The organism is Erwinia pyri, assembly GCF_030758455.1.
In the GTDB taxonomy this organism is placed as follows: Bacteria; Pseudomonadota; Gammaproteobacteria; order Enterobacterales; family Enterobacteriaceae; genus Erwinia; species Erwinia pyri.
Genome location: NZ_CP132353.1, coordinates 3439052 through 3465642, shown reverse-complemented (window position 1 = coordinate 3465642; position 26591 = coordinate 3439052). Strand labels below are relative to the sequence as shown.

The window sequence follows — 26591 nt, the reverse complement described above, 5'->3', positions numbered from 1 at the left end:
GATACCTGAGATGAAAAAGCTGTTTCTGCTCGCCCTGACCTGTTTCAGCCTGATGGCGCAGGCCGAAGAGGGGATGCTGGCCGGGAATCTGACCAGCGTCGGCTCAGATACGCTCGGCAATCTGATGACGCTGTGGGGCGAGAGTTTCAACCGACAATATCCCGGCGTGAATGTGCAGGTTCAGGCAGCCGGCTCCTCTACTGCGCCTACCGCCCTCGCTGCAGGCGCGGCACAGATCGGCGCGATGAGCCGTCCCATGCAGGCTGTGGAGCGCCAGCTGTTTGAAGCGCGCTATGGTTATCCGCCGCTGGCTGTGCCGGTGGCTATGGATGCGCTGGTGGTGGTGGTGAATCAGGACAACCCCTTGCAGGGGCTTAACACCAAACAGCTCGATGCCATTTTCTCTGTGACCCGCCGCTGCGGAGCCGCTGCGGCCATCAATCACTGGGGCGATCTCAACCTGACACAATCCGGCTGGCCTGAACGTCCGCTGCAACGCTTTGGCCGTAATTCCGCTTCCGGCACCTGGGGTTTCTTCAAGCAGCAGGCGCTCTGTAACGGTGATTTCCGCAATGATGTCAGCGAGTATCCGGGTTCCGCGGCCGTGGTGCAGGCCGTGGCCGACACGCTGAATGCCATTGGTTATGCCAGTATGGGGATCCACCTCTCCGGCGTAAAAACGCTGCCGGTATCTCGTGACGGAACGGCGTGGATTGCGCCAAATGCAGAGACTATTCGCAGCGGTAGCTATCCCTATGCGCGTAAGCTTTATCTTTATGTTAATAAACCGCCCGGTAAACCGCTGGAGCCGATTGCGGCTGCTTTCCTTCAGCACGTGCTTTCCGATCGGGGCCAGGCGTGGGTGACTCAGGCGGGTTATCTGCCTCTCTCTGACCAGCAGCGTCGCGAGGCGCGTCTGCTGCTGGATGCCAAATAAGTGAGCACCAACATGAATTTTTTTCATGCATGATGAAATTTCCTCGGTTGCAGCTGAATCTTTCTCATGACACTCTGTATCACAGCCATATAGACATCCAGAAGTCTACATATAACGAATCGTGATAATTTCGCCGGTAAATTACAATCGGCGTGCCAGGAGTGACATACCATGCAGAGAGATTCAGCCCAGTATCGTGCCGAAGTGGTCGGCAGCTTCCTTCGCCCTGCAGCCATCAAACAGGCTCGCGAGCAGTTCCAGGCGGGTGAGATCGATGCTGTTGCGCTTAAGCGCATCGAAGACGAAGCCATTCGTGATGTGGTCACACACCAGCGCGCCTGCGGGCTGAAAGTGGTGACGGACGGTGAATTCCGTCGCGCCTGGTGGCACTTTGACTTCTTCGACGGTCTGGAAGGAGTGGAGCGCTACGAGTCTGAGCAGGGCATTCAGTTTAACGGTGTGCAGACCAAAGCACACAGCATCCGCGTTACCGGCAAACTCGGTTTTGGCAAACATCCGATGCTGGAAGATTTCCGTTACCTGAAAAGCATCAGCGGCGACGCCGTGCCGAAGATGACCATTCCCAGCCCAAGCGTGCTGCACTTCCGCGGCGGACGTAAAGCTATCGACGCTGAAGTTTATCCCGATCTTAACGTCTATTTTGACGATCTGGCGCAGACTTACCGTGACGCCATCCAGGCCTTTTACGCCGCAGGCTGCCGCTATCTGCAGTTGGATGACACCGTCTGGGCCTATCTCTGCTCGGAAGATCAGAAGAAACAGATCGTTGAGCGTGGCGAGGATCCGCAAGAGCTGGCGCACATCTATGCGCAGGTGCTGAACAAAGCGATCGAAGGTAAGCCGGACGATCTGACCATTGGTCTGCATGTCTGTCGCGGCAACTTCCGCTCCACCTGGATCTCTGAAGGGGGCTATGAGCCGGTAGCGGAAATTCTGTTTGGCACCGTCAATATCGACGCCTTCTTCCTGGAATATGATAACGAGCGTTCTGGTGGTTTCGAACCGCTGCGCTTCATCAAGCCTGGCAAACAGCAGGTAGTATTGGGTCTGATCACCACCAAAAATGGCGAGCTGGAAAACCCGGAAACCGTGAAACAGCGCATCGCTGAAGCGGCGCAGTATGTCAGTCTTGATCAGATCTGCCTCAGCCCACAGTGTGGTTTTGCCTCAACGGAAGAGGGCAACAGCCTGAGCGAAGAGCAGCAGTGGGCCAAGCTGCGTCTGGTAGTGGATATCGCTAAACAAGTCTGGTAACGCGGCGTTACTCTGTGCAAAAGGCGCGACTATTCGCGCCTTTCGTGCATCTTTGCCTCTCTCCATGCAGAAAATAACCCCGCATCGCGCGGAAAAAATACAAATCATGTAAGGCATCCAGCCGATAAACTGAAGTGAATCACTGGATGCAGTAATTTTTGCAACATATCACTCTGCTTTTCCGATCGCACCTTGCCTTTCTCCCCTATAAACGGTTTACTTAGCGCCGTTTTTACGTTATCCCCCTGTAAAAAGATCAAAAATCAGCACATATCCGCTACCAGAACGACAGCAGGAAAAACATTTCTCCGTATCGCGCGGCGATTCTGGCGTTTTTAGTGCGGGCAGGGTGATAAAGCTGACATCGCGACTTCACTGAACACCAGTACGGGTTAATTTTCTGCTTATGACTAATCGTTTAACTTCCAAAGACATCCTTGCGCTGGGCTTTATGACCTTTGCGCTGTTTGTGGGTGCAGGCAATATTATTTTTCCCCCTATGGTAGGGATTCAGTCTGGCGAACACGTCTGGATTGCCGCCCTGGGCTTCCTGATTACCGCAGTCGGCCTTCCGGTCATTACCGTGATTGCACTGGCACGCGTTGGTGGCGGTATTGATGCGCTGAGCACACCCATCGGCAAAGCGGCGGGTATCGTGCTGGCGACCGTCTGTTACCTGGCCGTCGGGCCGCTCTTCGCCACGCCACGCACGGCGACCGTCTCTTTTGAAGTGGGCCTTGCCCCTTTAACAGGTGAGGGCCCGCTGCCGCTGTTAATCTACAGCCTGGTCTATTTTTCACTTGTGATCGGCATCTCTCTCTATCCGGGCAAGCTGCTGGATACCGTAGGGCACTTTCTTGCGCCGCTGAAAATCATTGCGCTGGCCGTACTGGGCGTAGCGGCACTGATCTGGCCGGCTGGCGGCCTGGCCCCCGCCACCGAGGCCTATCAGCATGCAGCCTTCTCCAGCGGCTTCGTTAATGGCTATCTGACCATGGATACCTTAGGGGCGCTGGTCTTCGGGATTGTTATTGTTAATGCGGCACGCTCACGCGGCGTCAGCGATGCGAAGCTGCTTACCCGCTATACCGTGCTGGCAGGGCTGATTGCTGGTGTGGGGCTGACGCTGGTCTACCTGGCGCTGTTCAAACTGGGTTCAGACAGCTCCTCAATCGTGGATCAAAATGCCAACGGCGCAGCCATCCTGCATGCCTATGTGCAGCAGACCTTTGGCGACATGGGCAGCCTCTTCCTGGCCGCACTGATTTTCGTCGCCTGCATGGTGACGGCGGTCGGCCTGACCTGCGCCTGTGCGGAGTTCTTTGAGCAGTATCTGCCGCTCTCTTACCGTCAGCTGGTCTTTGTGCTGGGCCTCTTCTCCATGTTGGTCTCTAACCTTGGCCTGAGCCACCTGATTCAAATCTCTATCCCGGTGCTGACCGCAATTTATCCGCCCTGCATTGTGCTGATTCTGCTGAGCTTTACGCTGAGCTGGTGGAAGAAAAGCACCCGCATTATTGCCCCCACCATGCTGGTCAGCCTGCTGTTTGGTATTATTGATGCGGTGAAAACCACCAGCTGGAAAGGATCGCTGCCCGCTTTTACTCAGCATCTGCCGCTGGCGGAGCAGGGCCTCGCCTGGCTGCCTCCTTCTCTGGCAATGCTGGTGCTGGTAGCGATCTGTGACCGCTTCTACGCCCGCGAGCAGGTGAATGCGCATCAGCAGTAAGACCGCAGAGTAATGTTTCAGCACGCCTTCTCTGCCCGGGCAGAGAAGGCCGACAGAGTAAAAACAGAAGTAGAAAGATGACAAAAAATAGCCTCAAAAAGGGACTGAGTACCCGCCACATTCGCTTTATGGCACTCGGGTCAGCTATCGGCACCGGGCTTTTTTACGGTTCGGCAGATGCCATGAAAATGGCGGGGCCGAGCGTGATCCTCGCTTACATTATCGGCGGCGCTGTTGCCTATATCATCATGCGCGCGCTGGGCGAAATGTCGGTCAACAACCCTCAGGCCAGCTCTTTTTCCCGCTATGCCCAGGACTATCTTGGCCCGCTGGCGGGTTACATTACCGGCTGGACTTACTGCTTCGAAATTCTGATTGTCGCTATCGCGGACGTCACTGCGTTCGGCATCTATATGGGCGTCTGGTTCCCGGACGTCCCGCACTGGATCTGGGTGCTCAGTGTGGTGCTGATCATCGGCGCTATCAATATGGCCACGGTAAAGGTGTTTGGCGAAGTGGAGTTCTGGCTCTCGCTGTTTAAAGTCGCGACTATTATCATCATGATCGTGGCCGGTATCGGTATCATCTTCTGGGGTATCGGCAACGGCGGCCAGCCAACCGGCATCCATAATCTCTGGACCAACGGCGGCTTCTTTGCCCACGGCGTAGTGGGCATGGTGCTGTCACTGCAAATCGTGATGTTCGCCTATGGCGGCATTGAGATTATCGGTATTACCGCCGGGGAAGCGAAGGATCCGGAAACCTCTATTCCGAAAGCCATTAACACCGTGCCGCTGCGTATTCTGGTGTTTTACGTCGGCACGCTGTTTGTGATTATGTCTGTGTTTCCGTGGAACCAGGTAGGCACCAACGGCAGCCCGTTTGTGCTGACCTTCCAGCATATGGGCATTGCGGCAGCCGCCACTATCCTTAATTTTGTGGTGATCACCGCCTCTCTTTCCGCCATCAACAGCGATGTCTTTGGCGTAGGGCGCATGCTGCACGGGATGGCTGAACAGGGACACGCGCCAAAAATGTTTGCCACCGTCTCACGTCGCGGTATTCCGTGGGTGACGGTACTGGTGATGATGGCGGCGATGCTGGTCGCGGTTTATCTTAACTACCTGATGCCGGAAAAAGTGTTTCTGGTGATCGCTTCGCTGGCGACCTTTGCCACCGTCTGGGTATGGATCATGATCCTGTTCGCACAGATTGGTTTCCGCCGGACCTTAAGCAAAGAGCAGGCTAAAGCGCTGAAGTTTGCCATGCCGGGCGGCATCTTTACCGCGCTGGTGGGGATTCTGTTCCTGGTCTTTATCATCGGCCTGATTGGCTACTTCCCCGATACCCGCATCTCGCTCTATGTGGGGGCAGGCTGGATAGTATTGCTGCTGGCGAGCTGGGGATTTGTGAAGAAGAAGATCGCCAGAGCATAACGGCTTTACGGTGAAAACAGCCGCCCTTCAGGTTAAACCTGGCGGGCGGTTTTTTTATGCCTGCCAACCGGCGTTCCCCCTTATGCCATCGGCCTGCTTTAGCGGGTAGCTGATCACCGCGTGCTGCTTCCAGCCAGGCACCCTGCATCCGGCTTGCTTAGTGACGAAAGCCGCTAAGGTTGAGCGAGCCAGACACATCAATAATGGCGCTGGCTTGCATTTTGTGGGTAACTGACCGATACGTCAGGCGGATCTATATTCTTCTCAATTTGTTGCAGCGCTGTGTCAAACGGACAGAGTGTCCCCACAGAGGTAACGCGGCACCCTTTACCCTGCCACTCGGTGACCAGCAGAGGGGCCTGCGGGCCTGGCGGCGTCAGCTGACGAATCTGATCCAGGCTTTGCGACTGGAAATAGATCCTGAGAAAGCGCTCGCCGTGGCTGCTCTGCCAGCGTTCAAACACCAGACTGGCGGCAGGCGGAATATTTCCTCGCGGATACTCTCCCTGCTGCCAGCTGAAGTCGATCAGCGTACGCAGATAAGCGATGTTGATATCGCTCGCCACATAGAGCAGCCAGCGAACGTCCGGAGGCAGGTCGGCCTGATCCTGACCTTTATCCGATGCCAGGGTCGGCTGGCGATCCAGCTTCAGCGCCTGCACGATTTGGTTCAGCAGCAGCGAGCCTCCCCTGAGTGCGGCAGAAGGCAAATCGTTGGTGTAGTCATATTTCGCCGTGAGTAACGGCAGGAGCTGGCTGAGTTCCGCAGAAGAGTGGGCATGGCCAAAAGCAACCAGGGGCGCAGGCTGATTTTCGCTCCAGGCCAGCCTGAGCGTTTCCGCCATCGCGGCCAGCGTATCCAGCCCCTCTATCGCCACGCCGCCGTTTGACCAGACCTTAAGCGCCCAGGGTTGTTCAAAAACAGGGCAGGGCTGATTCTCCCGGCAAACTGCTTTTTTGAGCGCGGCAATCTGAGGCTGCAAACGCTTTTCGGCCTGCTGCAGATCGCCGCCCAATGCGGCCAGCGCCTCCTGCCTGCTACGTGCCTTTTCTGCCGCGGTCGCCTTACCGGAGGGATAAGAAAACAGCGGATCCTCATGGCTCAGAGCATGAACCGGCACGCCGCAGCCGGGAAAGGCCGCAGCAGACCAGGCTTCTGCGGTAGCCTGGGTGCGTTGCAGCGTGCTGGCACGCAGATAAACATCCTGCGGGCCAGGGCAGCCGGCAGGGAGCAGCCCAAGCTGACGATAACGCTGGCTTTCGTAGCGGGCCTTCAGCCAGGCAGCGGTGTAGCCATGTCCGGTTAAATGACCATCCTCTGTCAGCCAGCGAGGCCAGGCACGCTGGCTTCCCGCTTCCATCAGCTTACGATCGCCAGCGGTGGGCGGACGCACCCCGTGGCGACTGATTTCCACCACTTTTTCCAGCTTGTAATCAGGAGGCTGTGCAGAGTGGCTGAAGGAGAGGGGCAGAAACAGTGTTACCAGCGTGGTGAGAACGAGTACTCTTGCATCCATGTTCAGTTATTGCCTTGAATAAAGTCCGGGGGCGAAACCTGACGGCTCCGGCTTCTCCGACAGTAACGCAATCCTGGCGGCAATGAAATCGCCGCTTAACTCAGCCACGCCGGAATGGGAAAGCACCACCAGCAAAGCGGCAGAATAAATAAAGCAGAAATAAAAAAGGCCCGCCGAAGCGAGCCTTTCAGAAGCGGGGCTGTTACAGCTTAGCCGCGTTCTCAGAGAGGTACTTAGCCACGCCGTCTGGCGATGCGCCCATACCTTCTTTTCCTTTTTCCCACTGAGCCGGGCACACTTCGCCGTGCTCTTCGTGGAACTGCAGCGCGTCAACCATGCGCAGCATTTCGTCAACGTTACGGCCCAGTGGCAGATCGTTAACAACCTGGTGGCGAACCACACCGGCTTTGTCGATCAGGAATGAACCACGCAGCGCAACGCCTGCATCCGGATGCTCAATACCGTAAGCTTTCTGCACTTCACGCTTGATATCAGCAACCATGGCATATTTCACTTCGCCGATGCCGCCTTTGTCGATTGGGGTTTTGCGCCATGCGTTATGCACAAACTCAGAATCGAAAGAAACGCCGACAACTTCCACGCCGCGCTTCTGGAACTCTTCGTAACGCTTGTCGAAGGCAATCAGCTCAGAAGGACAAACGAAGGTGAAGTCCATTGGCCAGAAGAACACAACGGTAGCTTTACCAGCAGTGTGTTTTTTGAAGTTGAAGTTCTCAACAATTTCACCGTTGCCCAGCACGGCTGCGGCGGTAAAATCTGGGGCTTGACGAGTTACCAGGACCATGTTCACTCCTGTAGAAGTAGTTAGATTAAAGAGACAACGCGGAGTATAAAAGCGACGCCCGTAGAGGCACCAGCGTTAAACGCCGATTACTGTGATAGGTTAAACCTATCAAAAAATTAAAATTACTAAAGCAGCTCAATACAATAGCCCTTTTCAGCAAAAGGACAAGCAGAATTGCCGCTGGCGCCCTTAAAGCGCCTGGCGGGCAGCCTTTTCCATCATAACCGGATAGAACTGCCAGAAAAAATCGTTAAATTGCTGATAGTTCGTGATGAAATCCTGCCAGGACTCCTCCAGCGCCGCCAGACGAGGACGGCGGCTTGCCATGCCGCGCAGTACCGGCTGCAGATAGTCCGCCTCGGCATACTTCTCCATCCAGCGCTCGCTCCATAAGTAACGGTTAAGATTCTGGAACCGCTCCGGCGTAGAGGCTAAATCGGGTTCGATCACAGATTTCGCCTGAGCCAGAAAAGTTGGCAGAGAAATTTCCGGCTGAATGCTGTCCCAGTGTCGTGACAAAAAATGATCCCAAATTACGTCAAGAGTAATAGGGGAGACGCGACGGGTCTCGGGACGGAAAAAGTCCCGCGCTGCGCGAACTTCAGGCAGAGAGTCGGTCATCACATCGATGCGGCGGTGATGCAGAATGCCTTCCGCAACCGCTTCAGGCCACTCATTGTGCGGATTCCCGCGCACGAAATCGGCCATCAGGTTACCCAGAAGGGAGCTTTGGGCCAGCGAGGCCAGATGTAAATGCGCAAGAAAATTCATCTCACCAGTATATCGTCTTATTCATTAACGTTGTACCTGCGTTAGCTGTGCTCTCTCACCTGAATCACTTAAGCCCATCCAGAACAGCTTCTCTTGCTGCTTAGGTACAACGCCAGGGGCGCTGGCTGACGCGAAGAGGTCTGTATCAAGGCGGCTCTGAGAATGTTCTGGGGGCGCCAGGCATTAGCTTGTTTAGAAATGGCAGCTTTTCAGCTAGAATGTGCGCCCTGATTTCCCTGACTGTGAATGACCATGCGCGTTGCCGATTTTTCTTTTGAGTTGCCCGAATCTTTGATTGCCCACTATCCGCAGGCTCAGCGTAGCGGATGCCGCCTTCTCTCCCTGAACGGGCCGGACGGGGCGCTGTCGCACGGGGTCTTTACTGATTTGTTGGATAAACTCAATCCGGGCGATCTGCTGGTCTTCAACAATACGCGGGTGATCCCGGCTCGCCTGTTTGGCCGCAAAGTCAGCGGCGGCAAGATTGAAGTGCTGGTCGAACGTATGCTGGATGAGCATCGTGTGCTGGCGCATGTTCGCGCCTCGAAAGCGCCCAAGCCTGGCGCAGAGCTGCTGCTGGGGGACGATGAAAGCGTGAAGGCCACTATGGTCGCTCGTCATGACGCGCTGTTTGAGTTGCGCTTTGATGATGAGCGCGCGGTACTGGATATCCTTAACGCGGTTGGGCATATGCCGCTGCCGCCCTATATCGATCGCCCCGATGAAGATGCTGACCGCGAACTCTACCAAACGGTTTATAGCGAGAAGCCTGGCGCCGTTGCCGCTCCCACCGCCGGTCTGCATTTTGACGAGCCGCTGCTGGCCGCGCTGCGGGAAAAAGGCGTTGAGACGGCCTTCGTCACGCTGCATGTTGGCGCAGGGACTTTCCAGCCGGTCAGGGTTGAAAGCATTGAAGATCACATTATGCACGCCGAATATGCGGAAGTGCCGCAGGAGGTCGTGGATGCGGTGCTGGCCTGTAAAGCGCGCGGCAATCGCGTTGTGGCGGTAGGCACCACATCGGTACGCTCGCTGGAGAGTGCGGCACAGGCGGCCGGTGAAGCGCTTATCGCGCCGTTTTTCGACGATACCAAAATCTTTATCTATCCGGGCTACCACTATCAGGTGATTGATGCGCTGATCACCAATTTCCACCTGCCGGAATCCACGCTGATCATGCTGGTCTCCGCCTTTGCTGGCTATCGCCATACGATGCACGCCTACCAACAGGCAGTAGCAGAGCAGTACCGCTTCTTCAGCTATGGCGATGCGATGTATATCACCCGCAATCCGGACGCTGTCAGCGAAAAAGTGGGCGAATAATTTTTCTGCAGGCCTCCGGGCCTGTGAAGACGCGGCCGCACATGGTGTACGGCTGTTAACACTTAACATCAGACTGTTTCTCTGGTGGAGGCACTGTGAAGTTCGAATTAGACACTACTGACGGGCGCGCACGTCGCGGCCGCCTGATCTTCGATCGCGGGGTGGTTGAAACGCCTGCGTTTATGCCGGTGGGCACCTACGGCACCGTGAAAGGCATGACGCCGGAAGAAGTTATCGATACCGGCGCGCAAATCATTCTTGGCAACACCTTCCATCTCTGGCTGCGTCCCGGCCAGGAGATCATGAAGCTGCATGGCGATCTGCATGATTTCATGAACTGGAAAGGGCCGATCCTCACCGACTCCGGCGGCTTCCAGGTGTTCAGCCTGGGCGACATTCGTAAGATCACCGAAGCAGGCGTTCACTTCCGCAACCCAATAAACGGCGATGCGATCTTCCTGGACCCGGAAAAGTCGATGGAGATCCAGTACGATCTCGGCTCCGATATCGTGATGATCTTCGATGAATGTACGCCTTATCCGGCGGACTGGGATTACGCCAAACGTTCCATGGAGATGTCGCTGCGCTGGGCGCAGCGTAGCCGCGATCGCTTTGATTCCCTTGAGAATAAAAATGCGCTTTTCGGCATAATCCAGGGCGGGGTTTACGAAGATTTACGAGATGTCTCGGTAAAAGGACTGGTAGAGATTGGCTTTGATGGTTACGCTGTGGGCGGCCTGGCGGTCGGCGAGCCGAAAGAAGATATGCACCGTATTCTGGAGCACGTTTGCCCGCAGATCCCGGAAGACAAACCGCGCTATCTGATGGGCGTGGGCAAACCTCAGGATCTGGTTGAAGGGGTGCGTCGCGGCATCGATATGTTTGACTGCGTGATGCCAACCCGTAACGCCCGTAACGGCCATCTTTTTGTCACTGACGGCGTGGTGAAAATTCGTAACGCGAAGTACAAAGATGACACCGCAACGCTGGATGCGGAGTGTGATTGCTACACCTGTCGCAATTACAGCCGTGCTTACTTGCATCATCTCGACCGTTGTAACGAAATACTGGGCGCACGTCTGAACACTATCCATAATCTGCGCTATTACCAGCGACTGATGGCCGGTTTACGCCAGGCTATTGAAGAGGGTAAATTAGAGCAGTTTGTGGCGGAATTCTATGAGCGGACGGGCAAGGCGGTACCGCCGTTAAACGTCTGATAATTAAACAATGAGGGAAATTTAATGAGCTTGTTCATTTCTGACGCAGTGGCAGCAGCGGCGCCATCTCAGGGAAGCCCCTATTCACTGGTTATTATGCTGGTGGTTTTTGGTCTGATTTTCTACTTCATGATCCTGCGTCCACAGCAGAAACGCGCTAAAGAGCACAAAAAACTGATGGATTCCATCTCCAAAGGTGATGAAGTGCTGACAACGGGTGGCCTGGTAGGTCGCGTCACTAAAGTGGCTGAAACTGGCTATGTGGCTATCGCGCTGAACGACACAACGGAAGTTGTGGTGAAACGTGATTTCGTGGCTGCCGTTCTGCCGAAAGGTACGATGAAGGCGCTTTAATTTTTTGTTTTCCCTAAGGGAACTGCCGTGTTAAACCGTTATCCTTTGTGGAAGTACATCATGCTGATCGTCGTATTACTCGTCGGTCTGCTGTACGCGCTTCCCAACCTTTATGGTGAGGATCCGGCTGTTCAGATCACTGGCGCGCGCGGAAGCGCCGCCAGTGAGCAGACGCTGGTTCAGATCCAAGATGCCTTAAAACAAGAGAATATTCAGAGCAAATCAATTGCCCTGGAAAATGGCGCTATTATGGCGCGCTTTGCTAACGGTGACGTGCAGTTACGCGCCCGTGATGCCATAACAAAAGTGCTTGGCGAGAACTACGTCGTGGCGCTTAACCTTGCCCCGGCCACCCCAACCTGGCTGAGCATGCTGGCCGCAGAGCCGATGAAACTCGGTCTTGATTTGCGTGGCGGCGTACACTTCCTGATGGAAGTCGATATGGATACCGCTCTGGGTAAACTCCAGGAGCAGAACATCGACAACCTCAGAAGCGATCTGCGTGACAAAAACATTCCTTATACCAACGTTCGCAAAACCGACAATTACGGTCTGGAAATTCGTTTCCGTGATGCCGCCGCGCGTGATGATGCCGTCAGCTATCTGTCAGGCCGCCATCGCGATCTGGTGATTAACGGCACCGGCGAGACTGCCCTGCGAGCGGTGATGACTGATGAGCGTCTGCGTGAAGCCCGTGAATATGCGGTTCAGCAGAACATCACTATCCTACGTAACCGTGTTAACCAACTCGGCGTCGCCGAGCCGCTGGTTCAGCGCCAGGGTTCGGATCGCATTGTGGTTGAACTGCCTGGTATTCAGGATACGGCCCGTGCGAAAGAGATTCTGGGCGCAACGGCCACGCTGGAATTCCGTCTGGTGAACACCACTGTCGATCCAACCGCGGCGGCTAATGGCCGCGTCCCGGGTGATTCGGAAGTGAAAAACACCCGTGATGGTCAGCCTGTCACGTTGTACAAGCGCGTGATCCTGACCGGTGACCACATCACTGACTCCACCTCGAGCCAGGATGAGTACAACCAGGCACAGGTGAACATCTCGCTGGACAGCGCGGGCGGCAACATCATGTCCAACTTCACCAAGGATAATATCGGTAAGCCAATGGCTACGCTGTTTGTCGAATATAAAGACAGCGGCAAGAAAGATGCCAACGGCCGGGCGATCCTGGCGAAGCAGGAAGAGGTGATTAACGTTGCGAATATCCAGTCTCGTCTGGGGAACAGCTTCCGCATCACCGGTATCAGCAACCCGAATGAAGCCCGCCAGCTCTCTCTGCTGCTGCGTGCCGGTGCGCTGATTGCGCCTATCCAGATTGTGGAAGAGCGGACGATTGGCCCAACTATGGGTCAGCAGAACATTACTCAGGGTCTGGAAGCGTGCCTGTGGGGCCTGATCGCCTCTATCGTATTTATGGTGGTTTACTACCGTAAGTTCGGGGTAATTGCGACTACGGCACTGGTGGCTAACCTGGTGATGATTGTCGGCATCATGTCGCTGCTGCCTGGCGCCACGCTGACCATGCCGGGGATTGCAGGTATCGTCCTGACGCTTGCGGTGGCGGTGGATGCGAACGTACTGATTAATGAACGTATCAAGGAAGAGCTGAAGAACGGACGTTCCGTTCAGCAGGCTATCCATGAAGGCTATAAAGGCGCGTTCTCCAGTATTATCGACGCCAACGTCACCACGCTGATTACCGCCATCATTCTCTATGCGGTAGGCACCGGCTCGATCAAAGGCTTCGCTATCACCACCGCTATTGGCGTGGTGACTTCTATGTTTACCGCCATCGTCGGTACCCGTGCCATCGTCAACCTGTTGTACGGCGGCAAACGCATCAACAAGCTGTCTATCTGAGGAGTGCGTTGTGGCACAGGACTATAGCGTTGAACAACTAAACTACGGGCGTAAAGTTCATGACTTTATGCGCTGGGACAAACTGGCCTTTACTATTTCTGCTCTGCTGCTGATCGCCTCGTTTCTGGTAATGGGCGTAAAAGGGTTTAACTGGGGTCTGGATTTCACCGGCGGTACCGTGATTGAAATCACCCTGGAGAAGCCAGCGGAACTGGACACCCTGCGCGGTGCGCTGGAGAAGTCCGGCTTTGTGGATCCTCAGGTACAGAACTTCGGCAGCAGCCGTGACGTGCTGGTACGTATGTCCCCTAACGAGGGCAATGCGGGCCAGGAGCTGGGCAACAAGGTGGTGACCATCATCAACCAGGCGAGCCAGCAGAACGCCACGGTCAAGCGTATTGAGTTTGTCGGCCCAAGCGTGGGGAGCGATCTGGCGCAGGCTGGCGGCATGGCGCTGCTGGTGGCGCTGATTGCGATCCTGATCTACGTCGGTTTCCGCTTTGAGTGGCGACTGGCGCTGGGGGCCGTACTGGCTCTGGCGCACGACGTGATCATCACCATGGGCATTCTCTCTCTGTTCCATATTGAGATTGATCTGACCATTGTGGCGTCGCTGATGTCGGTTATCGGCTACTCGCTGAACGACAGTATCGTGGTTTCGGACCGTATCCGTGAGAACTTCCGCAAGATCCGTCGCGGTACGCCTTACGATATCGTTAACGTTTCGCTGACGCAGACGTTGAGCCGTACCATCATGACATCGGCGACTACGCTGGTGGTGGTACTGATGCTGTTTATCTTCGGCGGCGCGCTGCTGGAAGGCTTCTCGCTGACCATGCTTATCGGTGTCTCTATCGGTACGGTTTCATCTATCTATGTCGCTTCAGCGCTGGCGCTGAAACTGGGGATGAAGCGTGAACACATGATCCAGCAAAAAGTGGAAAAAGAGGGTGCAGATCAGCCTTCTATTCTGCCTTAAGGGTGAAAGTGTGTAACAAGGGCCGCGAAAGCGGCCCTTTTTTTATGGTGCTGGCGGCGCGTTTTTTGCCACAATGTCGTGCACTCTGAGGTAGCCCAACTGCTCGGGGCTGATATTACTGAGGCGTAAAGGCACGGTAATTTCACTGCGTGGCAGCAGAGAATCAGCAATGCTGATTGCCTGGCTCTGGCTGACTGCCTGCAGTGGCTTACCGGTTGTGGCATCCATTTCTCCCCACTCAATCTGGAAACTGAAGGCGGGGAGAGTGTTCTCCGCAGCTGAACGGATATGCAGTACAGCCCGCGTGCCGTTAGCTTCACTTTCAACATGACTCAGGGAAAGACGAACCTCGCCAAGCTGGCTTTTAAGCGGCACGGCGGTATTGGTGGCAGGCAGCAGCCAGGCACCGCTTTCCGAGCCGCTGTTCAGCATGTTCTGCTGTTCAAGGCTGGCCGCCTGCGTCGTCAGCTGACGCATTTCGGTATTGAGCTTGCCGACCTGATTATGCAGTTTGTTCAGCTCCGGCTGCTGTGCCGGAGTCGTACAGCCTGCCAGTATCAAAGCCGCCATTGCCCACAGAGGTTTCATCTTCACGTCAATTGCCATAGCTGATGCAGCTCCTTGCCGGCTTTTTACTCAGGAATGCGCAGTGTCTGTCCCGGATAAATTTTGTCCGGATGGGTGAGCATAGGCTTGTTAGCTTCAAAGATCTTATTGTACTTGCCTGCATCGCCATACACTTCTTTGGAGATGGCGCTGAGCGTGTCGCCTTTCTTCACGGTATAGAACTTCGCTTCGGTGGCTGCCTGCTGCACGTTAACGTTATCTTCCACCGACGTGATACCAGCAACGTTACCGGCCGCGACCAGAATTTTTTCTTTCAGCTCTTGTGAGATAGCGTCGCCGCTGATGCTGGCTTTGTCATCTTTCACGCTGACATCAACCTTATCGCTGCCCGGCAGCCCCAGCTTATCAATGTACTCTTTCAGCTTTTTACTCTGATCGTCGCCGCCGCTTACCGAGTCCCACAGCTTCTCGCCCGCTTCTTTTACAAAGTTAAACAAACCCATATATCCTCCGGTTAATCCTTGTTTAAAGAAAAAATTTCGCTTAACTGCCCCCTGATTATAGCGCTTAAGTCGATTTTTACCGTTAAGAACCAGGCTTAATCACGCCAGAGGGGGGATAAGCTACAAAGGCGGGCAAATGGGCAACGCGATATTTTGTTGCCCGCGACTTCGCGCTACACTGTGAATCAATTTCCAGACTTATCAGGAAGCATCATGCATTGCCCGTTCTGTTCTGCTGTGGATACCAAAGTCATCGACTCCCGCCTGGTGGGGGAGGGAACGTCGGTGCGCCGTCGTCGCCAGTGTCTGGTCTGCCACGAGCGCTTTACCACTTTTGAGGTGGCTGAGCTGGTAATGCCCAGGGTGGTGAAAAGCAATGATGTCCGGGAGCCCTTTAATGAAGACAAACTCTGTCGCGGGCTGATGAAAGCGCTGGAGAAGCGTCCGGTCAGTTCAGATGATGTGGAAACGGCCATCAGCCATATCAAAAGCCAGCTTCGCTCTACGGGCGAGCGTGAAGTTCCCAGCAAGATGATCGGCAACCTGGTGATGGATGAGCTGAAAAAGCTCGATAAAGTCGCCTATATCCGCTTTGCCTCGGTCTACCGCAGCTTTGAAGATATTCGTGAGTTTGGCGAAGAGATCGCCCGTTTACAGGACTAAATCATGGTTGATGAAATCTGGATGGCGCGTGCGCTTGAGCTTGCGCGACGCGGACGCTTTACCACTACGCCGAATCCTGACGTAGGCTGCGTCATCGTCCGCGACGGGCAAATGGTGGGTGAAGGCTATCATTTCCGTGCAGGCGAACCGCACGCGGAAGTGCATGCCCTACGCATGGCGGGCGAAAAGGCCCGGGGAGCAACGGCCTACGTCACCCTTGAGCCGTGCAGCCATCATGGTCGCACGCCTCCCTGCTGCGAGGCTTTAATTGCCGCAGGCGTAAGCCGGGTAGTGGTAGCCATGCAGGATCCTAATCCTGAAGTTGCCGGGCGTGGGCTCTATCGTCTGCAGCAGGCCGGGATTGAGGTCAGCCATGGGCTGATGATGCAGGAAGCGGAAGCGCTCAACCGCGGTTTTTTAAAACGGATGCGCACCGGTTTCCCCTGGGTGCAGCTGAAAATGGGCGCCTCTCTGGATGGCCGCACGGCAATGGCCAGCGGCGAGAGCCAGTGGATTACTTCGCCGGAAGCGCGCCGCGACGTACAGCGGCTGCGGGCGCAAAGTTCTGCCATTCTGAGCAGCAGCGCCACCGTTCTGGCGGACGATCCCTCTCTTACCGTTCGCTGGCAGGAGCTGGATGCGGATACCCGGGCAGCTTATGCACAGCAGGATTTGCGTCAGCCGGTACGGGTGATTATTGACAGCCATAATCAGGTGACGCCAGCTCATCGTTTAATTTCTCAGCCTGGCGCAACCTGGCTGGCTCGTCAGCAGATCGATGGCCTGAACTGGCCAGAGAATGTAGAGCAGTTTACCGTTCCCCGCCATAACGGCCAGGCGGATCTGGTCTCACTGATGATGCTGCTGGGACGCAAGCAGATCAACAGCGTCTGGGTTGAAGCGGGCGCCACGCTCGCTGGCGCGCTGCTGGCTGCAGGCGTGGTTGATGAACTCATCCTCTATATTGCGCCAAAATTGCTGGGCGATGCGGCGCGCGGTTTGTGCCATTTACCCGGCATAGCACAACTTGCTGAAGCGCCGGCCTTCACCTTCAGCGATATTCGTCAGGTTGGGCCAGATTTACGCCTGACGCTTAAAGCCTGATTTTGTTCTCCTTCATGCCAGCAGGATGCAGCCTGACGGCAATGCGCGGCGTGAAGCAACGGGCTGCTTAAAAGCGGAGCAGACCCGGAAAGAGTATGATAGAATCCGCCCCCCTGCGGGGCCATAACTGAACCCGGAAAGGAAGATTATGAACGTTATTGAAGCTGCTGTTGCTACTCCTGATGCGCGCGTTGCCATTGTCATTGCGCGTTTCAACAACTTTATCAACGACAGCCTGCTGAGCGGTGCCCTTGATGCGTTAAAGCGCATCGGCCAGGTGAAAGATGAAAACATCACCGTGGTTTGGGTACCGGGCGCTTATGAAATGCCAATGACTGCTCGTGCGCTGGCGAAAGCTGGCAAGCATGATGCCGTTGTCGCTCTGGGAACCGTTATTCGTGGCGGGACTGCCCACTTCGAATATGTGGCTGGCGAAGCCAGCTCTGGCCTGGCCAGTGTCGCTATGAACAGCGATATCCCGGTTGCATTTGGTGTCCTGACGACGGAAAACATCGAACAGGCCATCGAACGTGCCGGTACCAAAGCGGGAAACAAAGGCGCAGAAGCTGCCCTGACCGCACTTGAAATGATTAACGTATTGAAAGCCATCAAAGCCTGATTTTAAGGGGAATTTCGTGAAACCTGCTGCTCGTCGCCGCGCCCGTGAATGTGCTGTCCAGGCGCTTTACTCCTGGCAGTTGTCTAAAAACGACATCGCTGATGTCGAATACCAGTTTCTGGCGGAGCAAGACGTCAAGGACGTCGATATCAGCTATTTCCGCGAGCTGCTGGGCGGCGTTGCAACCAACAGCGCGTATCTCGACGGCCTGATGAAGCCTTACCTCTCCCGTCAGCTGGAAGAGCTGGGACAGGTAGAAAAGGCTATCCTGCGCATTTCGTTATATGAACTGAGCAAGCGTGCCGATGTTCCCTACAAGGTGGCCATCAATGAGGGCATCGAGCTGGCGAAAATATTTGGTGCTGAAGACAGCCATAAGTTTGTCAACGGCGTACTGGATAAAGCCGCTCCCTATATCCGCCCCAACAAGAAGTAATCCTCCCAGGCCGGTTTTTCCGGCCTTCTTTATTTTTCAAACCCGGAATGCATTGTATGGCATGTGGCGAATTTGAACTTATCACGCGCTATTTTGATCGCGTGACTAGCTCCCGTCGCGATGTGGAAAAGGGCATCGGCGACGACTGCGCACTACTTACGCTGTCTGAAAAACAGACTTTGGCTATCAGCACCGACACGCTGGTGGAGGGCGTTCATTTCCTTCGTGATATTCATCCAGCCGATCTCGGCTATAAAGCTCTGGCGGTGAACCTCAGCGACCTGGCAGCCATGGGCGCCGATCCCGCGTGGCTGACGCTGGCGATTACGCTCCCTTCCGTGGATGAGAGCTGGCTGAAGCCGTTCAGCGACAGCCTGTTTGAGCTGCTGGATTATTACGATATGCAGCTGATCGGGGGAGATACTACGCGCGGGCCGCTCAGTCTGACGCTTGGCATCCACGGTCTGGTGCCGCAGGGCAGGGCGCTGAAGCGCTCTGGCGCACGTCCCGGCGACTGGATCTACGTTACCGGCACGCTCGGCGACAGCGCTGCCGGATTAGCGCTGTTACAGCACCACATGAAGATTGACGATCCTGTTGCCCATGAGATGCTAATCAAACGTCATCTGCGCCCGATGCCGCGTATTTTGCAGGGACAGGCGCTGCGCGATCTCGCCAGCGCGGCGATCGATCTCTCTGACGGGCTGATCTCCGATCTGAGCCATATCCTCAAAGCGAGCGACTGCGGGGCACGGCTGAATCTGGATGCCTTACCGCTTTCAGAAGTGATGAAGCTCCATTTTGAGCCAGAGCAGGCGCTGAACTGGGCGTTGAGCGGTGGTGAAGACTACGAACTCTGCTTCACGGTACCGGAAATTAACCGTGGCGCGCTGGATGTAGCGCTGGGACACTACGGCGTGCCGTTTACCTGCATCGGACAGATGGCACCACAGTCGGAAGGGCTGGTGCTGCTGCAGGAGGGCAAGCCCGTGGAAAAGAGCCTGAAAGGATTTGATCATTTTGACGCGAAATAAAGATGTGGCGAAAAGTCGCCTGAAGATGAGCAATCCCTGGCACCTGCTGGCAACGGGTTTTGGCAGCGGTTTAAGCCCGTATGTGCCGGGAACGATGGGATCGCTGGCGGCTATTCCGTTCTGGTATCTGATGACCTTTTTGCCGCAGGATATCTACTCGCTGCTGGTGATGTTCGGTATCTGTCTTGGCGTCTATCTCTGCCATCGCACGGCAAAGGATATGGGCGTACACGATCATGGTAGCATCGTCTGGGACGAATTTATCGGCATGTGGATAACGCTGATGGCGATCCCGGTGAACAGCTGGCAGTGGGTGCTGGCGGGGTTTGTTATCTTCCGTATTCTGGATATGTGGAAGCCGTGGCCAATCCGCTGGTTTGACCGCAACGTGCATGGCGGTATGGGGATCATGGTGGATGATATTATTGCCGGCATCCTCTCTGCCGGTATCCTCTACTATGCCGGTCACCATATGGCGTGGTAGGGGCGTGTCTTGCCGTGCGCGAAGGTAACATTGCGCTTCACCTTTCAGGCGGAAAGCGATAATTAGGGCGACGCAGGTCGCCCTTTTTGATCTGTACGGCAAAGTTCAGCTATTCAAATCCCACCACAGCATGGGGCTGATAGGCGCTCTCCAGCTCGATAATCTCTTCCCGGGTCAGCTCAACCTCCGTGGCTTTTACCAGGTCATCCAGCTGTTCAGCCCGTGATGCCCCAATAATCGGTGCGGTAACGGCTGGTTTCGCCAGCATCCAGGCGAGTGCAATTTGCGCACGGCTGACGCCCCGGTCTTCGGCAATCGCCGCCACGCGCGCCGCTATCGCGCCGTCATTCTCTTCCGTTTTGTCATACAGCGTGCCGCCAAACTCATCCGAAACGGAACGCGCTGTAGTTTCACCCCACGGACGAGTCAGACGGCCGCGCGCCAGCGGACTCCACGGCAGAACGGCGATGTTTTCAGCCTGACACAGCGGGTGCATCTCACGCTCCTCTTCACGCTGGATCAGGTTGTACTGATCCTGCATGCTGACAAAGCGCGTCCAGCCATGTTTATCGGCGGTATAGAGCGCTTTAGCGAACTGCCAGGCAAACATGGATGAGGCGCCGATGTAACGCGCTTTACCGGATTTAACCACGTCATGCAGCGCTTCCAGCGTCTCTTCCAGCGGCGTGTTGTAATCCCAGCGGTGGATTTGCAGCAGATCAACATGATCCATACCCAGACGGCCAAGACTGTCATCAATGGACTGCATAATGTTGGCGCGTGACAGCCCGCCGGAGAGATTACTCATCGGGAAATAGACTTTGGTGGCGACCACAATTTCATCGCGGCGGGCGAAATCTTTCAGCGCGCGGCCTACGATCTCTTCGCTGCTGCCGTCGGAGTAGCTGTTAGCCGTATCAAAAAAGTTGATGCCCGCTTCCAGCGCCTGCTTTATCAACGGGCGGCTGCTCTCTTCGGGTAATGTCCAGGCGTGACGGCCACGATCGGGCTCGCCGAACGTCATACAGCCGAGGCAAAGGCGGGAAACGGTAAGGTCCGTGGTTCCCAGTTGAATGGTTTTCATGTGATCTCCTGTTAGCAAACTGGCGGCTTTCGCAGTCAGATTTGTCTAAGGATAGCAGCAGAAAACTGTGGGTCGATAAGAATTAAGCACAAGGAAGCATGATTTAACGGTGTTAATAGTTTGAAATATAATGGGAGAGTAATCACTTTTTTATATTAAAGCTATCTGATTTACTGTGAACAAAACAAAAATAATCGGGCGAAAGAGTGTGAAACAATCGCCCGTAACTGAAAATTAATTAAAGTCAACCGGAGCTTTTGGCAATATTCATAAAATAGGCTTCTGATTCCTCTGCTGAATGCGTTGCCCCATAGATAGCACCATCAATACCGCCAATTATAATGCCCAAGCCTACACCAATAAGTTGGGAGACACCAAAGGTTAATACCGCCGCCAGCCCACCCCACTTACCACCCAGAAAAGCATACGTTGTAGCGCCAATTACCGCTCCATTGTACACGCTAAGGCAAAAATCATTAAGCTCAGCACCTGTTATGGGGGCAGCACCTGCAACATGGTTTATTTCGCTAGCTATTAAGTTTCTCATAATATCTTTTCTGATTCGTTATTTAATTAAAAGGATGTGAATATAAGGTTATCTATTCACATCCTCATGACATTAAAAGAATAAAGGGAATTAACCTGCGTTAATGGCAATATTATTGAAGAAGTTCTCTGCCTGCTCGGATGTGTGTGTGGCACCGTAAAGAGCACCGCCAACACCACCAATAATCACGCCTAAGGCAACGCCAACAGCCTGACCGATACCGAAGTTAAGAATGCTCAAGCCACCCCATTTACCGCCAATAAAAGCATAAGTAGTTGCACCAACTACTGCACCATCAAACGCACTTGTCCAGCTGGCACCAGAGACGGAATTAATTTCGATAATGTTAAGCTCTTTCATTTTACAATTCCTTATGTTTGGTTTCTTAATAGTTAACTTTGTTAGTTAACAGGCTGGAGGTTACATCAGCAGGGTCTTAAATAAAATAGTAAATCATTTAAAAGTGCATGTTAGCATTTGCTATTACTTGAGCGAGGGGAAAGGGTTATTTTAGGTATTTTTTGGAAAGAATGAGAGGGGTATTTAAAAAACAGGGGAAGTCATCCATTTCTTCCACCGGTTTTTTAGCAAAAGCAGAATATTAATTCAGCCAGCGGCTGATTTGCTGTTCGATTCCTTCAGCATCCAGCTGATAATCATGACGGATCTCATCCTGAGTGCCCTGGGGAATGAACTCGTCAGGTAAACCGATATTCAGCACCGGAACCAGCACCCGCTTCGCCATCAGGGATTCGATAACGCCGCTGCCCGCGCCGCCTTTGATCGCCCCTTCTTCCAGAGTGATCAGGGCTTCATGGCTGGCCGCCAGCTCGACAATCAGCGCCTCGTCCAGCGGCTTCACAAAGCGCATATCAACCAGGGTAGCATTCAGGGAGTCGGCCACTGCCGCCGCTTCTGGCAGCAAGGTCCCGAAGTTCAGGATCGCCAGCTTCTCACCTTCACGCTTCACTACCCCTTTGCCTAACGGCAGGGAGGCGAGCGGCTTCAGCTCTGCACCGGTTCCTGTTCCGCGAGGATAGCGCACCGCGCTTGGCCCCTGCGAGTAGTGATAGCCGGTATAGAGCATCTGACGACACTCGTTTTCATCGCTTGGCGTCATGATCACCATATTGGGGATGCAGCGCAGGAAGGAGATATCAAACGCGCCCTGGTGCGTCTGTCCGTCAGCACCTACAATGCCGCCACGATCGATAGCGAACAGCACCGGCAGCTTCTGGATCGCCACATCATGGATCAACTGATCGTAGGCGCGCTGCAGGAAGGTGGAGTAGATAGCGACCACCGGCTTGTAACCGCCAATGGCCAGACCTGCGGCAAAGGTCACGGCATGCTGTTCGGCGATCGCCACGTCAAAATATTGCGCCGGATAGTCGCGAGAGAAACTGACCATGCCAGAGCCTTCGCGCATCGCGGGGGTGACTGCCATCAGCTTAGGGTCATCCTTCGCCGTTTCGCTTAACCACTCACCAAACACTTTGGAGTAGCTCGGCAGGCCCTCAACAGCTTTCGGCAGCAGGCCGCTGGCGGCATCAAATTTAGGCACGGCGTGCCAGGCGATCGGATCCTTTTCAGCCGGGGCGTAACCTTTGCCCTTTTTGGTCATGATATGCAGGAACTGCGGCCCCTTCAGGTCGCGCATATTTTTCAGCGTGTGTACCAGAGAAAGCACATCATGGCCATCAACCGGGCCGATATAGTTAAAGCCCAGCTCTTCAAACAGCGTGCCGGGAACCACCATCCCTTTCAGGTGCTCTTCAGTTCTTTTCACCAGCTCTTTGATAGGAGGCAGGCCACCGAGCACTTTTTTGCCGCCTTCCCGCAGACGTGAATAGGTTTTGCCCGACAGGATCTGCGCCAGGCGATTGTTCAGCGCGCCGACGTTTTCGGAAATCGACATTTCATTGTCGTTCAGCACCACCAGCAGATCGGATTTGATATCACCGGCGTGGTTCATCGCCTCAAACGCCATACCAGCGGTGATCGCCCCATCGCCAATCACGCAGGCAGTACGGCGACCTTTTCCTTCTTTATCCGCGGCAACGGCCATGCCCAGACCGGCACTGATCGAGGTGGAGGAGTGCCCGACGTTCAGCACATCAAACTCGCTCTCATCGCGCCACGGGAACGGATGCAGCCCATTTTTCTGGCGAATGGTGCCGATGCGGTCACGACGCCCGGTCAGGATCTTATGGGGATAGGCCTGATGGCCCACATCCCACACCAGATGATCAAATGGCGTGTTATAGACATAATGCAGCGCGACGGTGAGTTCCACCACGCCCAGCCCGGAGGCAAAGTGGCCGCTGGAGCGGCTTACGCTGTCGAGTAAATACTGGCGTAGTTCATCACAAAGTGTCGGCAGGCTCTCTTTGGGAAGCGAACGTAATTCTTTTACCGTGCTGGCAAGCGCCAGCGTCGGATATTTTGCAGTATCAAAACTCATCAGAGACTCATTGTGAAAGTTATTTATTGCGTTCAATTATGTAACTTGCAAGCGCTTGTAGTGATGTTGTAGTAAAGGATTGCGCTGCAAGTGTATCTAATGCGCTGAGTGACTCCTGATAGAGGTCCCACGCTTTGGCGCGCGCACTCTCAAGTCCCATCAGGGCCGGGTAGGTGCTCTTGCCTAAATCCTGATCGGCTCCCTGACGTTTGCCAAGGATGGCGGTATCGCCCACCACGTCAAGAATATCGTCCTGTACCTGAAACGCCAATCCTATTGCGTTAGCATAGCGATCCAGCGCAGGTAATGCTTCCCGGCCGCGTTCACCCGCTGCCAGCGCACCAAGGCGCACGGCGGAGCGGATTAATGCCCCCGTTTTATGACGATGGATCTGTTCCAGCGCCGCCAGATTAACCTGCTGGCCTTCCGCCGCGAGGTCAAGCGCCTGGCCGCCGCACATGCCCGCGACGCCGCTGGCCTGCGCCAGTTCAGAGATCATCGCCACGCGATATTCAGCGCTCACGCCCGGCATTGGCGTATCAGCCAGTATAGAGAAGGCCAGCGTCTGTAGCGCATCGCCAGCTAAAATAGCCGTATCCTCACCAAACTTAATATGGCAGGTAGGCTGGCCACGGCGCAGGCTGTCATCATCCATGGCGGGCAGATCGTCATGGATCAGTGAATAGGCGTGAATACATTCCACGGCCGCCGCTGGGGCATCCAGCGCCGCACTATCAGCGTGGAGCATTTCGCCGGTGGCATATACCAGGAAAGGACGCAGGCGTTTACCCCCTAATAATGCCCCATATTCCATCGCTTCCACCAGCGGGGAATTCTGAAACGGCAGCGGCGCGATAAATCGTTGTAAAGCCTGGTTTACCCGCGCATGGTGTGCGGTCAGAAGAGCGCTAAAATCCATTAATCATTTTCCGGCGTGAAGGGCTGCAGGTCAGCTTCTTTATCGTCGCTTAACAGGATCTGTACACGCTGTTCCGCAGCCTGCAATTTTTGCTGGCCTGCGCGGGCCAGCTGCACGCCGCGTTCAAATTCATTGAGCGCCTCTTCCAGCGGCAGGTCGCCGCTTTCAAGACGGGAAACAATCTGTTCCAGCTGCGCGAGAGAGGTTTCGAAGCTGGCTGGCGGTTCGGCTTTTTTTGGCATAATGGCTTTCTGCTCAGTCGGTTTTTACCAGGGAGTCGCTCATGGTAGCCGACTCGAAATGATTAGCAAAATAATGATGCTGCTAACGGATGAAGAAGCAGTCAGACGTGATACACTTCGGGCCTGGATGTAAAGGGGCGAAGGCTGCTTTGCAATACGATGATTTTACCAGCTAAGTGCGCTTCATTTCAGCACTTAATTGCTCAACGAACCCATGCCGCCATGAAGTTTATCATTAAGTTATTCCCCGAAATTACTATCAAAAGCCAGACCGTCCGCCTGCGCTTTATCAAAATCCTGACAACGAACATCCGTAATGTTCTCAAGTATAGCGACGAAACGCTGGCCGTTGTACGTCATTGGGACCATATCGAAGTGCGTTCCAAAGATGAAAGCAAGCGGGCCGTGATTGTCGACGAGCTGCAGCGCATCCCGGGCATTCACCACGTGCTGGCGGTGGAAGATCGCGTCTATACGGATATGCACAATATCTTTGAGCAGACGCTGGAGCTTAACCGCGATCGTATTGCAGGGAAAACGTTCTCCGTACGCGTGAAGCGTCGTGGCAAGCATGATTTCAGCTCTCAGGACGTTGAGCGTTACGTTGGCGGCGGGTTGAATCAGCACGTTGAAAGCGCCCAGGTGAAGCTTAACCACCCGCAGGTAACGGTAAATCTGGAGATTGAAGACGATCGTCTGATTCTGGTTACCGGACGCTATGAAGGCATTGGCGGTTTCCCGATTGGGACGCAGGAAGATGTGTTGTCGCTGATTTCCGGCGGATTTGACTCCGGCGTCTCCAGCTATATGCTGATGCGTCGCGGCTGTCGCGTGCATTACTGCTTCTTTAATCTGGGCGGCGCGGCGCATGAAATTGGCGTGCGTCAGGTCGCGCACTATCTCTGGAATCGTTTTGGCCGCTCGCACAAAGTGCGCTTTGTGGCGATCAATTTCGAGCCGGTGGTGGGCGAGATCCTGGAGAAGGTGGAAGATGGCCAGATGGGCGTGGTGCTGAAGCGTATGATGGTGCGCGCCGCCTCCAAAATTGCCGAGCGCTACGACGTACAGGCGCTGGTGACGGGCGAAGCGCTGGGGCAGGTCTCCAGCCAGACGCTGACCAATCTGCGTCTGATCGATAACGCCAGCGATACGCTGATCCTGCGTCCGCTGATTTCCCATGATAAAGAGCACATCATTAATCTGGCGCGCCATATCGGCACGGAAGATTTTGCCCGCACCATGCCGGAATATTGCGGCGTGATTTCAAAAAGCCCAACCGTGAAAGCGGTGAAAGCCAAAATTGAGGCGGAAGAGCAGAACTTCGATTTCGCTATCCTGGACCAGATGGTCGCCGAAGCCACTAACGTTGATATCCGCCAGATTGCGGAAGAGACCGAGCAGGAAGTGGTGGAAGTAGAAACGGTGGTCTCTTTCGCTGAGAATGATGTGGTGCTGGATATCCGTTCGCCGGATGAGCAGGACGATCGTCCGCTTGATCTGGAAGGCGTGGAGGTCAAAGGGCTGCCGTTCTACAAGCTGAGTACGCAGTTTGGCAATCTGGACCAGAGCAAAACCTGGCTGCTCTACTGCGAACGTGGCGTAATGAGCCGCTTGCAGGCGCTCTATCTGCACGAGCAGGGCTTTAAAAACGTGAAGGTTTATCGCCCCTAGCCTGAGAAGGTTTGCACAACTTCCTGTGCAAAC

Annotated in this window: 27 protein-coding genes; 16 read left to right on the top strand and 11 right to left on the bottom strand. The window is 54.8% G+C overall.

Features of this window, described 5'->3' with window-relative positions:
* Window positions 1-10: 10 nt before the first annotated feature.
* The 4 genes from Q3V30_RS16470 to proY all read left to right on the top strand — a co-directional run bounded on the left by Q3V30_RS16470 (window position 11) and on the right by proY (window position 5377).
* On the top strand, window positions 11-937 hold the full coding sequence (locus Q3V30_RS16470; RefSeq protein WP_306207512.1) for a PstS family phosphate ABC transporter substrate-binding protein: 927 nt from the start codon (window positions 11-13) through the stop codon (window positions 935-937).
* 171 nt (window positions 938-1108) lie between these two features.
* Complete coding sequence (locus tag Q3V30_RS16465; protein ID WP_306207510.1) at window positions 1109-2212, top strand: cobalamin-independent methionine synthase II family protein; 1104 nt, start codon at window positions 1109-1111, stop codon at window positions 2210-2212.
* 406 nt (window positions 2213-2618) lie between these two features.
* Window positions 2619-3941 carry a branched-chain amino acid transport system II carrier protein gene (gene brnQ / locus Q3V30_RS16460; RefSeq protein WP_306207508.1) on the top strand — a complete coding sequence of 441 codons (1323 nt, stop codon included), beginning with the start codon at window positions 2619-2621 and terminating at the stop codon, window positions 3939-3941.
* Window positions 3942-4018: 77 nt separating this feature from the next.
* Window positions 4019-5377, top strand: a complete 1359-nt coding sequence (gene proY / locus Q3V30_RS16455) for a proline-specific permease ProY (protein WP_306207506.1) — start codon at window positions 4019-4021, stop codon at window positions 5375-5377.
* Window positions 5378-5574: 197 nt separating this feature from the next.
* Here the strand turns inward: proY and Q3V30_RS16450 are convergent, their stop codons facing one another.
* From Q3V30_RS16450 to Q3V30_RS16440, 3 genes are all read right to left on the bottom strand, one after another.
* Complete coding sequence (locus Q3V30_RS16450) at window positions 5575-6894, bottom strand: histidine-type phosphatase (RefSeq protein WP_306207504.1); 1320 nt, start codon at window positions 6892-6894, stop codon at window positions 5575-5577.
* A 202-nt stretch (window positions 6895-7096) separates the two neighbouring features.
* Window positions 7097-7699 carry a peroxiredoxin C gene (locus Q3V30_RS16445; protein ID WP_306207502.1) on the bottom strand — a complete coding sequence of 201 codons (603 nt, stop codon included), beginning with the start codon at window positions 7697-7699 and terminating at the stop codon, window positions 7097-7099.
* 189 nt (window positions 7700-7888) lie between these two features.
* Window positions 7889-8470 (bottom strand): ACP phosphodiesterase, encoded by a 582-nt coding sequence (locus tag Q3V30_RS16440; protein ID WP_306207500.1) that lies wholly within the window; start codon window positions 8468-8470, stop codon window positions 7889-7891.
* A gap of 252 nt (window positions 8471-8722) precedes the next feature.
* On the opposite strand from Q3V30_RS16440, the gene queA reads away from it, so the two are divergent.
* The 5 genes from queA to secF all read left to right on the top strand — a co-directional run bounded on the left by queA (window position 8723) and on the right by secF (window position 14221).
* Window positions 8723-9793 (top strand): tRNA preQ1(34) S-adenosylmethionine ribosyltransferase-isomerase QueA, encoded by a 1071-nt coding sequence (gene queA / locus Q3V30_RS16435; RefSeq protein ID WP_306213229.1) that lies wholly within the window; start codon window positions 8723-8725, stop codon window positions 9791-9793.
* 95 nt (window positions 9794-9888) lie between these two features.
* A complete protein-coding gene (tgt, locus tag Q3V30_RS16430; RefSeq protein WP_306207498.1) occupies window positions 9889-11013 on the top strand; it encodes a tRNA guanosine(34) transglycosylase Tgt in 1125 nt (374 codons plus the stop codon).
* A 24-nt stretch (window positions 11014-11037) separates the two neighbouring features.
* Entirely contained in the window at window positions 11038-11367 is a 330-nt protein-coding gene (gene yajC, locus Q3V30_RS16425; protein WP_306207496.1) for a preprotein translocase subunit YajC, read from the top strand.
* 27 nt (window positions 11368-11394) lie between these two features.
* Entirely contained in the window at window positions 11395-13242 is a 1848-nt protein-coding gene (gene secD, locus Q3V30_RS16420; RefSeq protein WP_306207495.1) for a protein translocase subunit SecD, read from the top strand.
* 10 nt (window positions 13243-13252) lie between these two features.
* A complete protein-coding gene (gene secF / locus Q3V30_RS16415; protein ID WP_306207492.1) occupies window positions 13253-14221 on the top strand; it encodes a protein translocase subunit SecF in 969 nt (322 codons plus the stop codon).
* A gap of 42 nt (window positions 14222-14263) precedes the next feature.
* Here the strand turns inward: secF and Q3V30_RS16410 are convergent, their stop codons facing one another.
* Together Q3V30_RS16410 and lysM are read right to left on the bottom strand one after the other, a co-directional pair.
* Window positions 14264-14827 (bottom strand): SadB/YajI family lipoprotein, encoded by a 564-nt coding sequence (locus Q3V30_RS16410; protein WP_306207490.1) that lies wholly within the window; start codon window positions 14825-14827, stop codon window positions 14264-14266.
* Window positions 14828-14853: 26 nt separating this feature from the next.
* Window positions 14854-15291, bottom strand: coding sequence for a peptidoglycan-binding protein LysM (gene lysM / locus Q3V30_RS16405; protein ID WP_306207488.1), 438 nt, complete (start codon window positions 15289-15291; stop codon window positions 14854-14856).
* Window positions 15292-15504: 213 nt separating this feature from the next.
* Here lysM and nrdR point away from each other — a divergent pair, with 213 nt between their 5' ends.
* The 6 genes from nrdR (at window position 15505) to pgpA (ending at window position 19631) form a co-directional block, all read left to right on the top strand.
* On the top strand, window positions 15505-15954 hold the full coding sequence (gene nrdR / locus Q3V30_RS16400) for a transcriptional regulator NrdR (protein ID WP_306207486.1): 450 nt from the start codon (window positions 15505-15507) through the stop codon (window positions 15952-15954).
* A 3-nt stretch (window positions 15955-15957) separates the two neighbouring features.
* Window positions 15958-17058, top strand: a complete 1101-nt coding sequence (ribD, locus tag Q3V30_RS16395) for a bifunctional diaminohydroxyphosphoribosylaminopyrimidine deaminase/5-amino-6-(5-phosphoribosylamino)uracil reductase RibD (protein ID WP_306207484.1) — start codon at window positions 15958-15960, stop codon at window positions 17056-17058.
* A gap of 148 nt (window positions 17059-17206) precedes the next feature.
* Entirely contained in the window at window positions 17207-17677 is a 471-nt protein-coding gene (gene ribH / locus Q3V30_RS16390) for a 6,7-dimethyl-8-ribityllumazine synthase (protein ID WP_034889697.1), read from the top strand.
* 16 nt (window positions 17678-17693) lie between these two features.
* Window positions 17694-18113 (top strand): transcription antitermination factor NusB, encoded by a 420-nt coding sequence (nusB, locus tag Q3V30_RS16385; RefSeq protein WP_306207481.1) that lies wholly within the window; start codon window positions 17694-17696, stop codon window positions 18111-18113.
* Between the two features lie 56 nt (window positions 18114-18169).
* Window positions 18170-19147 (top strand): thiamine-phosphate kinase, encoded by a 978-nt coding sequence (thiL, locus tag Q3V30_RS16380; protein WP_306207479.1) that lies wholly within the window; start codon window positions 18170-18172, stop codon window positions 19145-19147.
* Window positions 19125-19631, top strand: coding sequence for a phosphatidylglycerophosphatase A (gene pgpA, locus Q3V30_RS16375; RefSeq protein ID WP_306207477.1), 507 nt, complete (start codon window positions 19125-19127; stop codon window positions 19629-19631). The genes thiL and pgpA overlap by 23 nt, the downstream gene beginning before the upstream one ends.
* A gap of 109 nt (window positions 19632-19740) precedes the next feature.
* Here pgpA and Q3V30_RS16370 read toward each other — a convergent pair whose 3' ends face one another.
* The 6 genes from Q3V30_RS16370 to xseB form a co-directional block, all read right to left on the bottom strand.
* Window positions 19741-20715, bottom strand: coding sequence for an aldo/keto reductase (locus Q3V30_RS16370; protein ID WP_306207475.1), 975 nt, complete (start codon window positions 20713-20715; stop codon window positions 19741-19743).
* Between the two features lie 244 nt (window positions 20716-20959).
* Window positions 20960-21262 (bottom strand): hypothetical protein, encoded by a 303-nt coding sequence (locus Q3V30_RS16365; protein ID WP_306207473.1) that lies wholly within the window; start codon window positions 21260-21262, stop codon window positions 20960-20962.
* A 90-nt stretch (window positions 21263-21352) separates the two neighbouring features.
* On the bottom strand, window positions 21353-21622 hold the full coding sequence (locus tag Q3V30_RS16360) for a hypothetical protein (protein ID WP_306207471.1): 270 nt from the start codon (window positions 21620-21622) through the stop codon (window positions 21353-21355).
* A 241-nt stretch (window positions 21623-21863) separates the two neighbouring features.
* Window positions 21864-23726, bottom strand: coding sequence for a 1-deoxy-D-xylulose-5-phosphate synthase (gene dxs / locus Q3V30_RS16355; RefSeq protein WP_306207469.1), 1863 nt, complete (start codon window positions 23724-23726; stop codon window positions 21864-21866).
* Between the two features lie 19 nt (window positions 23727-23745).
* Window positions 23746-24645, bottom strand: a complete 900-nt coding sequence (ispA, locus tag Q3V30_RS16350; protein WP_306207466.1) for a (2E,6E)-farnesyl diphosphate synthase — start codon at window positions 24643-24645, stop codon at window positions 23746-23748.
* On the bottom strand, window positions 24645-24887 hold the full coding sequence (xseB, locus tag Q3V30_RS16345) for an exodeoxyribonuclease VII small subunit (protein WP_306207464.1): 243 nt from the start codon (window positions 24885-24887) through the stop codon (window positions 24645-24647). The genes ispA and xseB overlap by 1 nt, the downstream gene beginning before the upstream one ends.
* A 222-nt stretch (window positions 24888-25109) precedes the next feature.
* On the opposite strand from xseB, the gene thiI reads away from it, so the two are divergent.
* A complete protein-coding gene (gene thiI, locus Q3V30_RS16340; RefSeq protein WP_306207462.1) occupies window positions 25110-26558 on the top strand; it encodes a tRNA uracil 4-sulfurtransferase ThiI in 1449 nt (482 codons plus the stop codon).
* Window positions 26559-26591 lie beyond the last annotated feature (33 nt).

Excerpts from the sequence above, each read along its gene's own strand:
- Q3V30_RS16445 (WP_306207502.1), bottom strand. The coding sequence starts at position 7,699 with ATGGTCCTGGTAACTCGTCAAGCCCCAGATTTTACCGCCGCAGCCGTG.
- dxs (WP_306207469.1), bottom strand. The coding sequence starts at position 23,726 with ATGAGTTTTGATACTGCAAAATATCCGACGCTGGCGCTTGCCAGCACG.
- ribH (WP_034889697.1), top strand. The coding sequence starts at position 17,207 with ATGAACGTTATTGAAGCTGCTGTTGCTACTCCTGATGCGCGCGTTGCC.
- Q3V30_RS16360 (WP_306207471.1), bottom strand. The coding sequence starts at position 21,622 with ATGAAAGAGCTTAACATTATCGAAATTAATTCCGTCTCTGGTGCCAGC.
- queA (WP_306213229.1), top strand. The coding sequence starts at position 8,723 with ATGCGCGTTGCCGATTTTTCTTTTGAGTTGCCCGAATCTTTGATTGCC.
- Q3V30_RS16465 (WP_306207510.1), top strand. The coding sequence starts at position 1,109 with ATGCAGAGAGATTCAGCCCAGTATCGTGCCGAAGTGGTCGGCAGCTTC.
- Q3V30_RS16365 (WP_306207473.1), bottom strand. The coding sequence starts at position 21,262 with ATGAGAAACTTAATAGCTAGCGAAATAAACCATGTTGCAGGTGCTGCC.
- Q3V30_RS16410 (WP_306207490.1), bottom strand. The coding sequence starts at position 14,827 with ATGGCAATTGACGTGAAGATGAAACCTCTGTGGGCAATGGCGGCTTTG.
- yajC (WP_306207496.1), top strand. The coding sequence starts at position 11,038 with ATGAGCTTGTTCATTTCTGACGCAGTGGCAGCAGCGGCGCCATCTCAG.
- nrdR (WP_306207486.1), top strand. The coding sequence starts at position 15,505 with ATGCATTGCCCGTTCTGTTCTGCTGTGGATACCAAAGTCATCGACTCC.
- brnQ (WP_306207508.1), top strand. The coding sequence starts at position 2,619 with ATGACTAATCGTTTAACTTCCAAAGACATCCTTGCGCTGGGCTTTATG.
- Q3V30_RS16470 (WP_306207512.1), top strand. The coding sequence starts at position 11 with ATGAAAAAGCTGTTTCTGCTCGCCCTGACCTGTTTCAGCCTGATGGCG.
- ribD (WP_306207484.1), top strand. The coding sequence starts at position 15,958 with ATGGTTGATGAAATCTGGATGGCGCGTGCGCTTGAGCTTGCGCGACGC.
- proY (WP_306207506.1), top strand. The coding sequence starts at position 4,019 with ATGACAAAAAATAGCCTCAAAAAGGGACTGAGTACCCGCCACATTCGC.
- Q3V30_RS16370 (WP_306207475.1), bottom strand. The coding sequence starts at position 20,715 with ATGAAAACCATTCAACTGGGAACCACGGACCTTACCGTTTCCCGCCTT.
- xseB (WP_306207464.1), bottom strand. The coding sequence starts at position 24,887 with ATGCCAAAAAAAGCCGAACCGCCAGCCAGCTTCGAAACCTCTCTCGCG.
- Q3V30_RS16440 (WP_306207500.1), bottom strand. The coding sequence starts at position 8,470 with ATGAATTTTCTTGCGCATTTACATCTGGCCTCGCTGGCCCAAAGCTCC.
- thiI (WP_306207462.1), top strand. The coding sequence starts at position 25,110 with ATGAAGTTTATCATTAAGTTATTCCCCGAAATTACTATCAAAAGCCAG.
- Q3V30_RS16450 (WP_306207504.1), bottom strand. The coding sequence starts at position 6,894 with ATGGATGCAAGAGTACTCGTTCTCACCACGCTGGTAACACTGTTTCTG.
- lysM (WP_306207488.1), bottom strand. The coding sequence starts at position 15,291 with ATGGGTTTGTTTAACTTTGTAAAAGAAGCGGGCGAGAAGCTGTGGGAC.
- ispA (WP_306207466.1), bottom strand. The coding sequence starts at position 24,645 with ATGGATTTTAGCGCTCTTCTGACCGCACACCATGCGCGGGTAAACCAG.
- thiL (WP_306207479.1), top strand. The coding sequence starts at position 18,170 with ATGGCATGTGGCGAATTTGAACTTATCACGCGCTATTTTGATCGCGTG.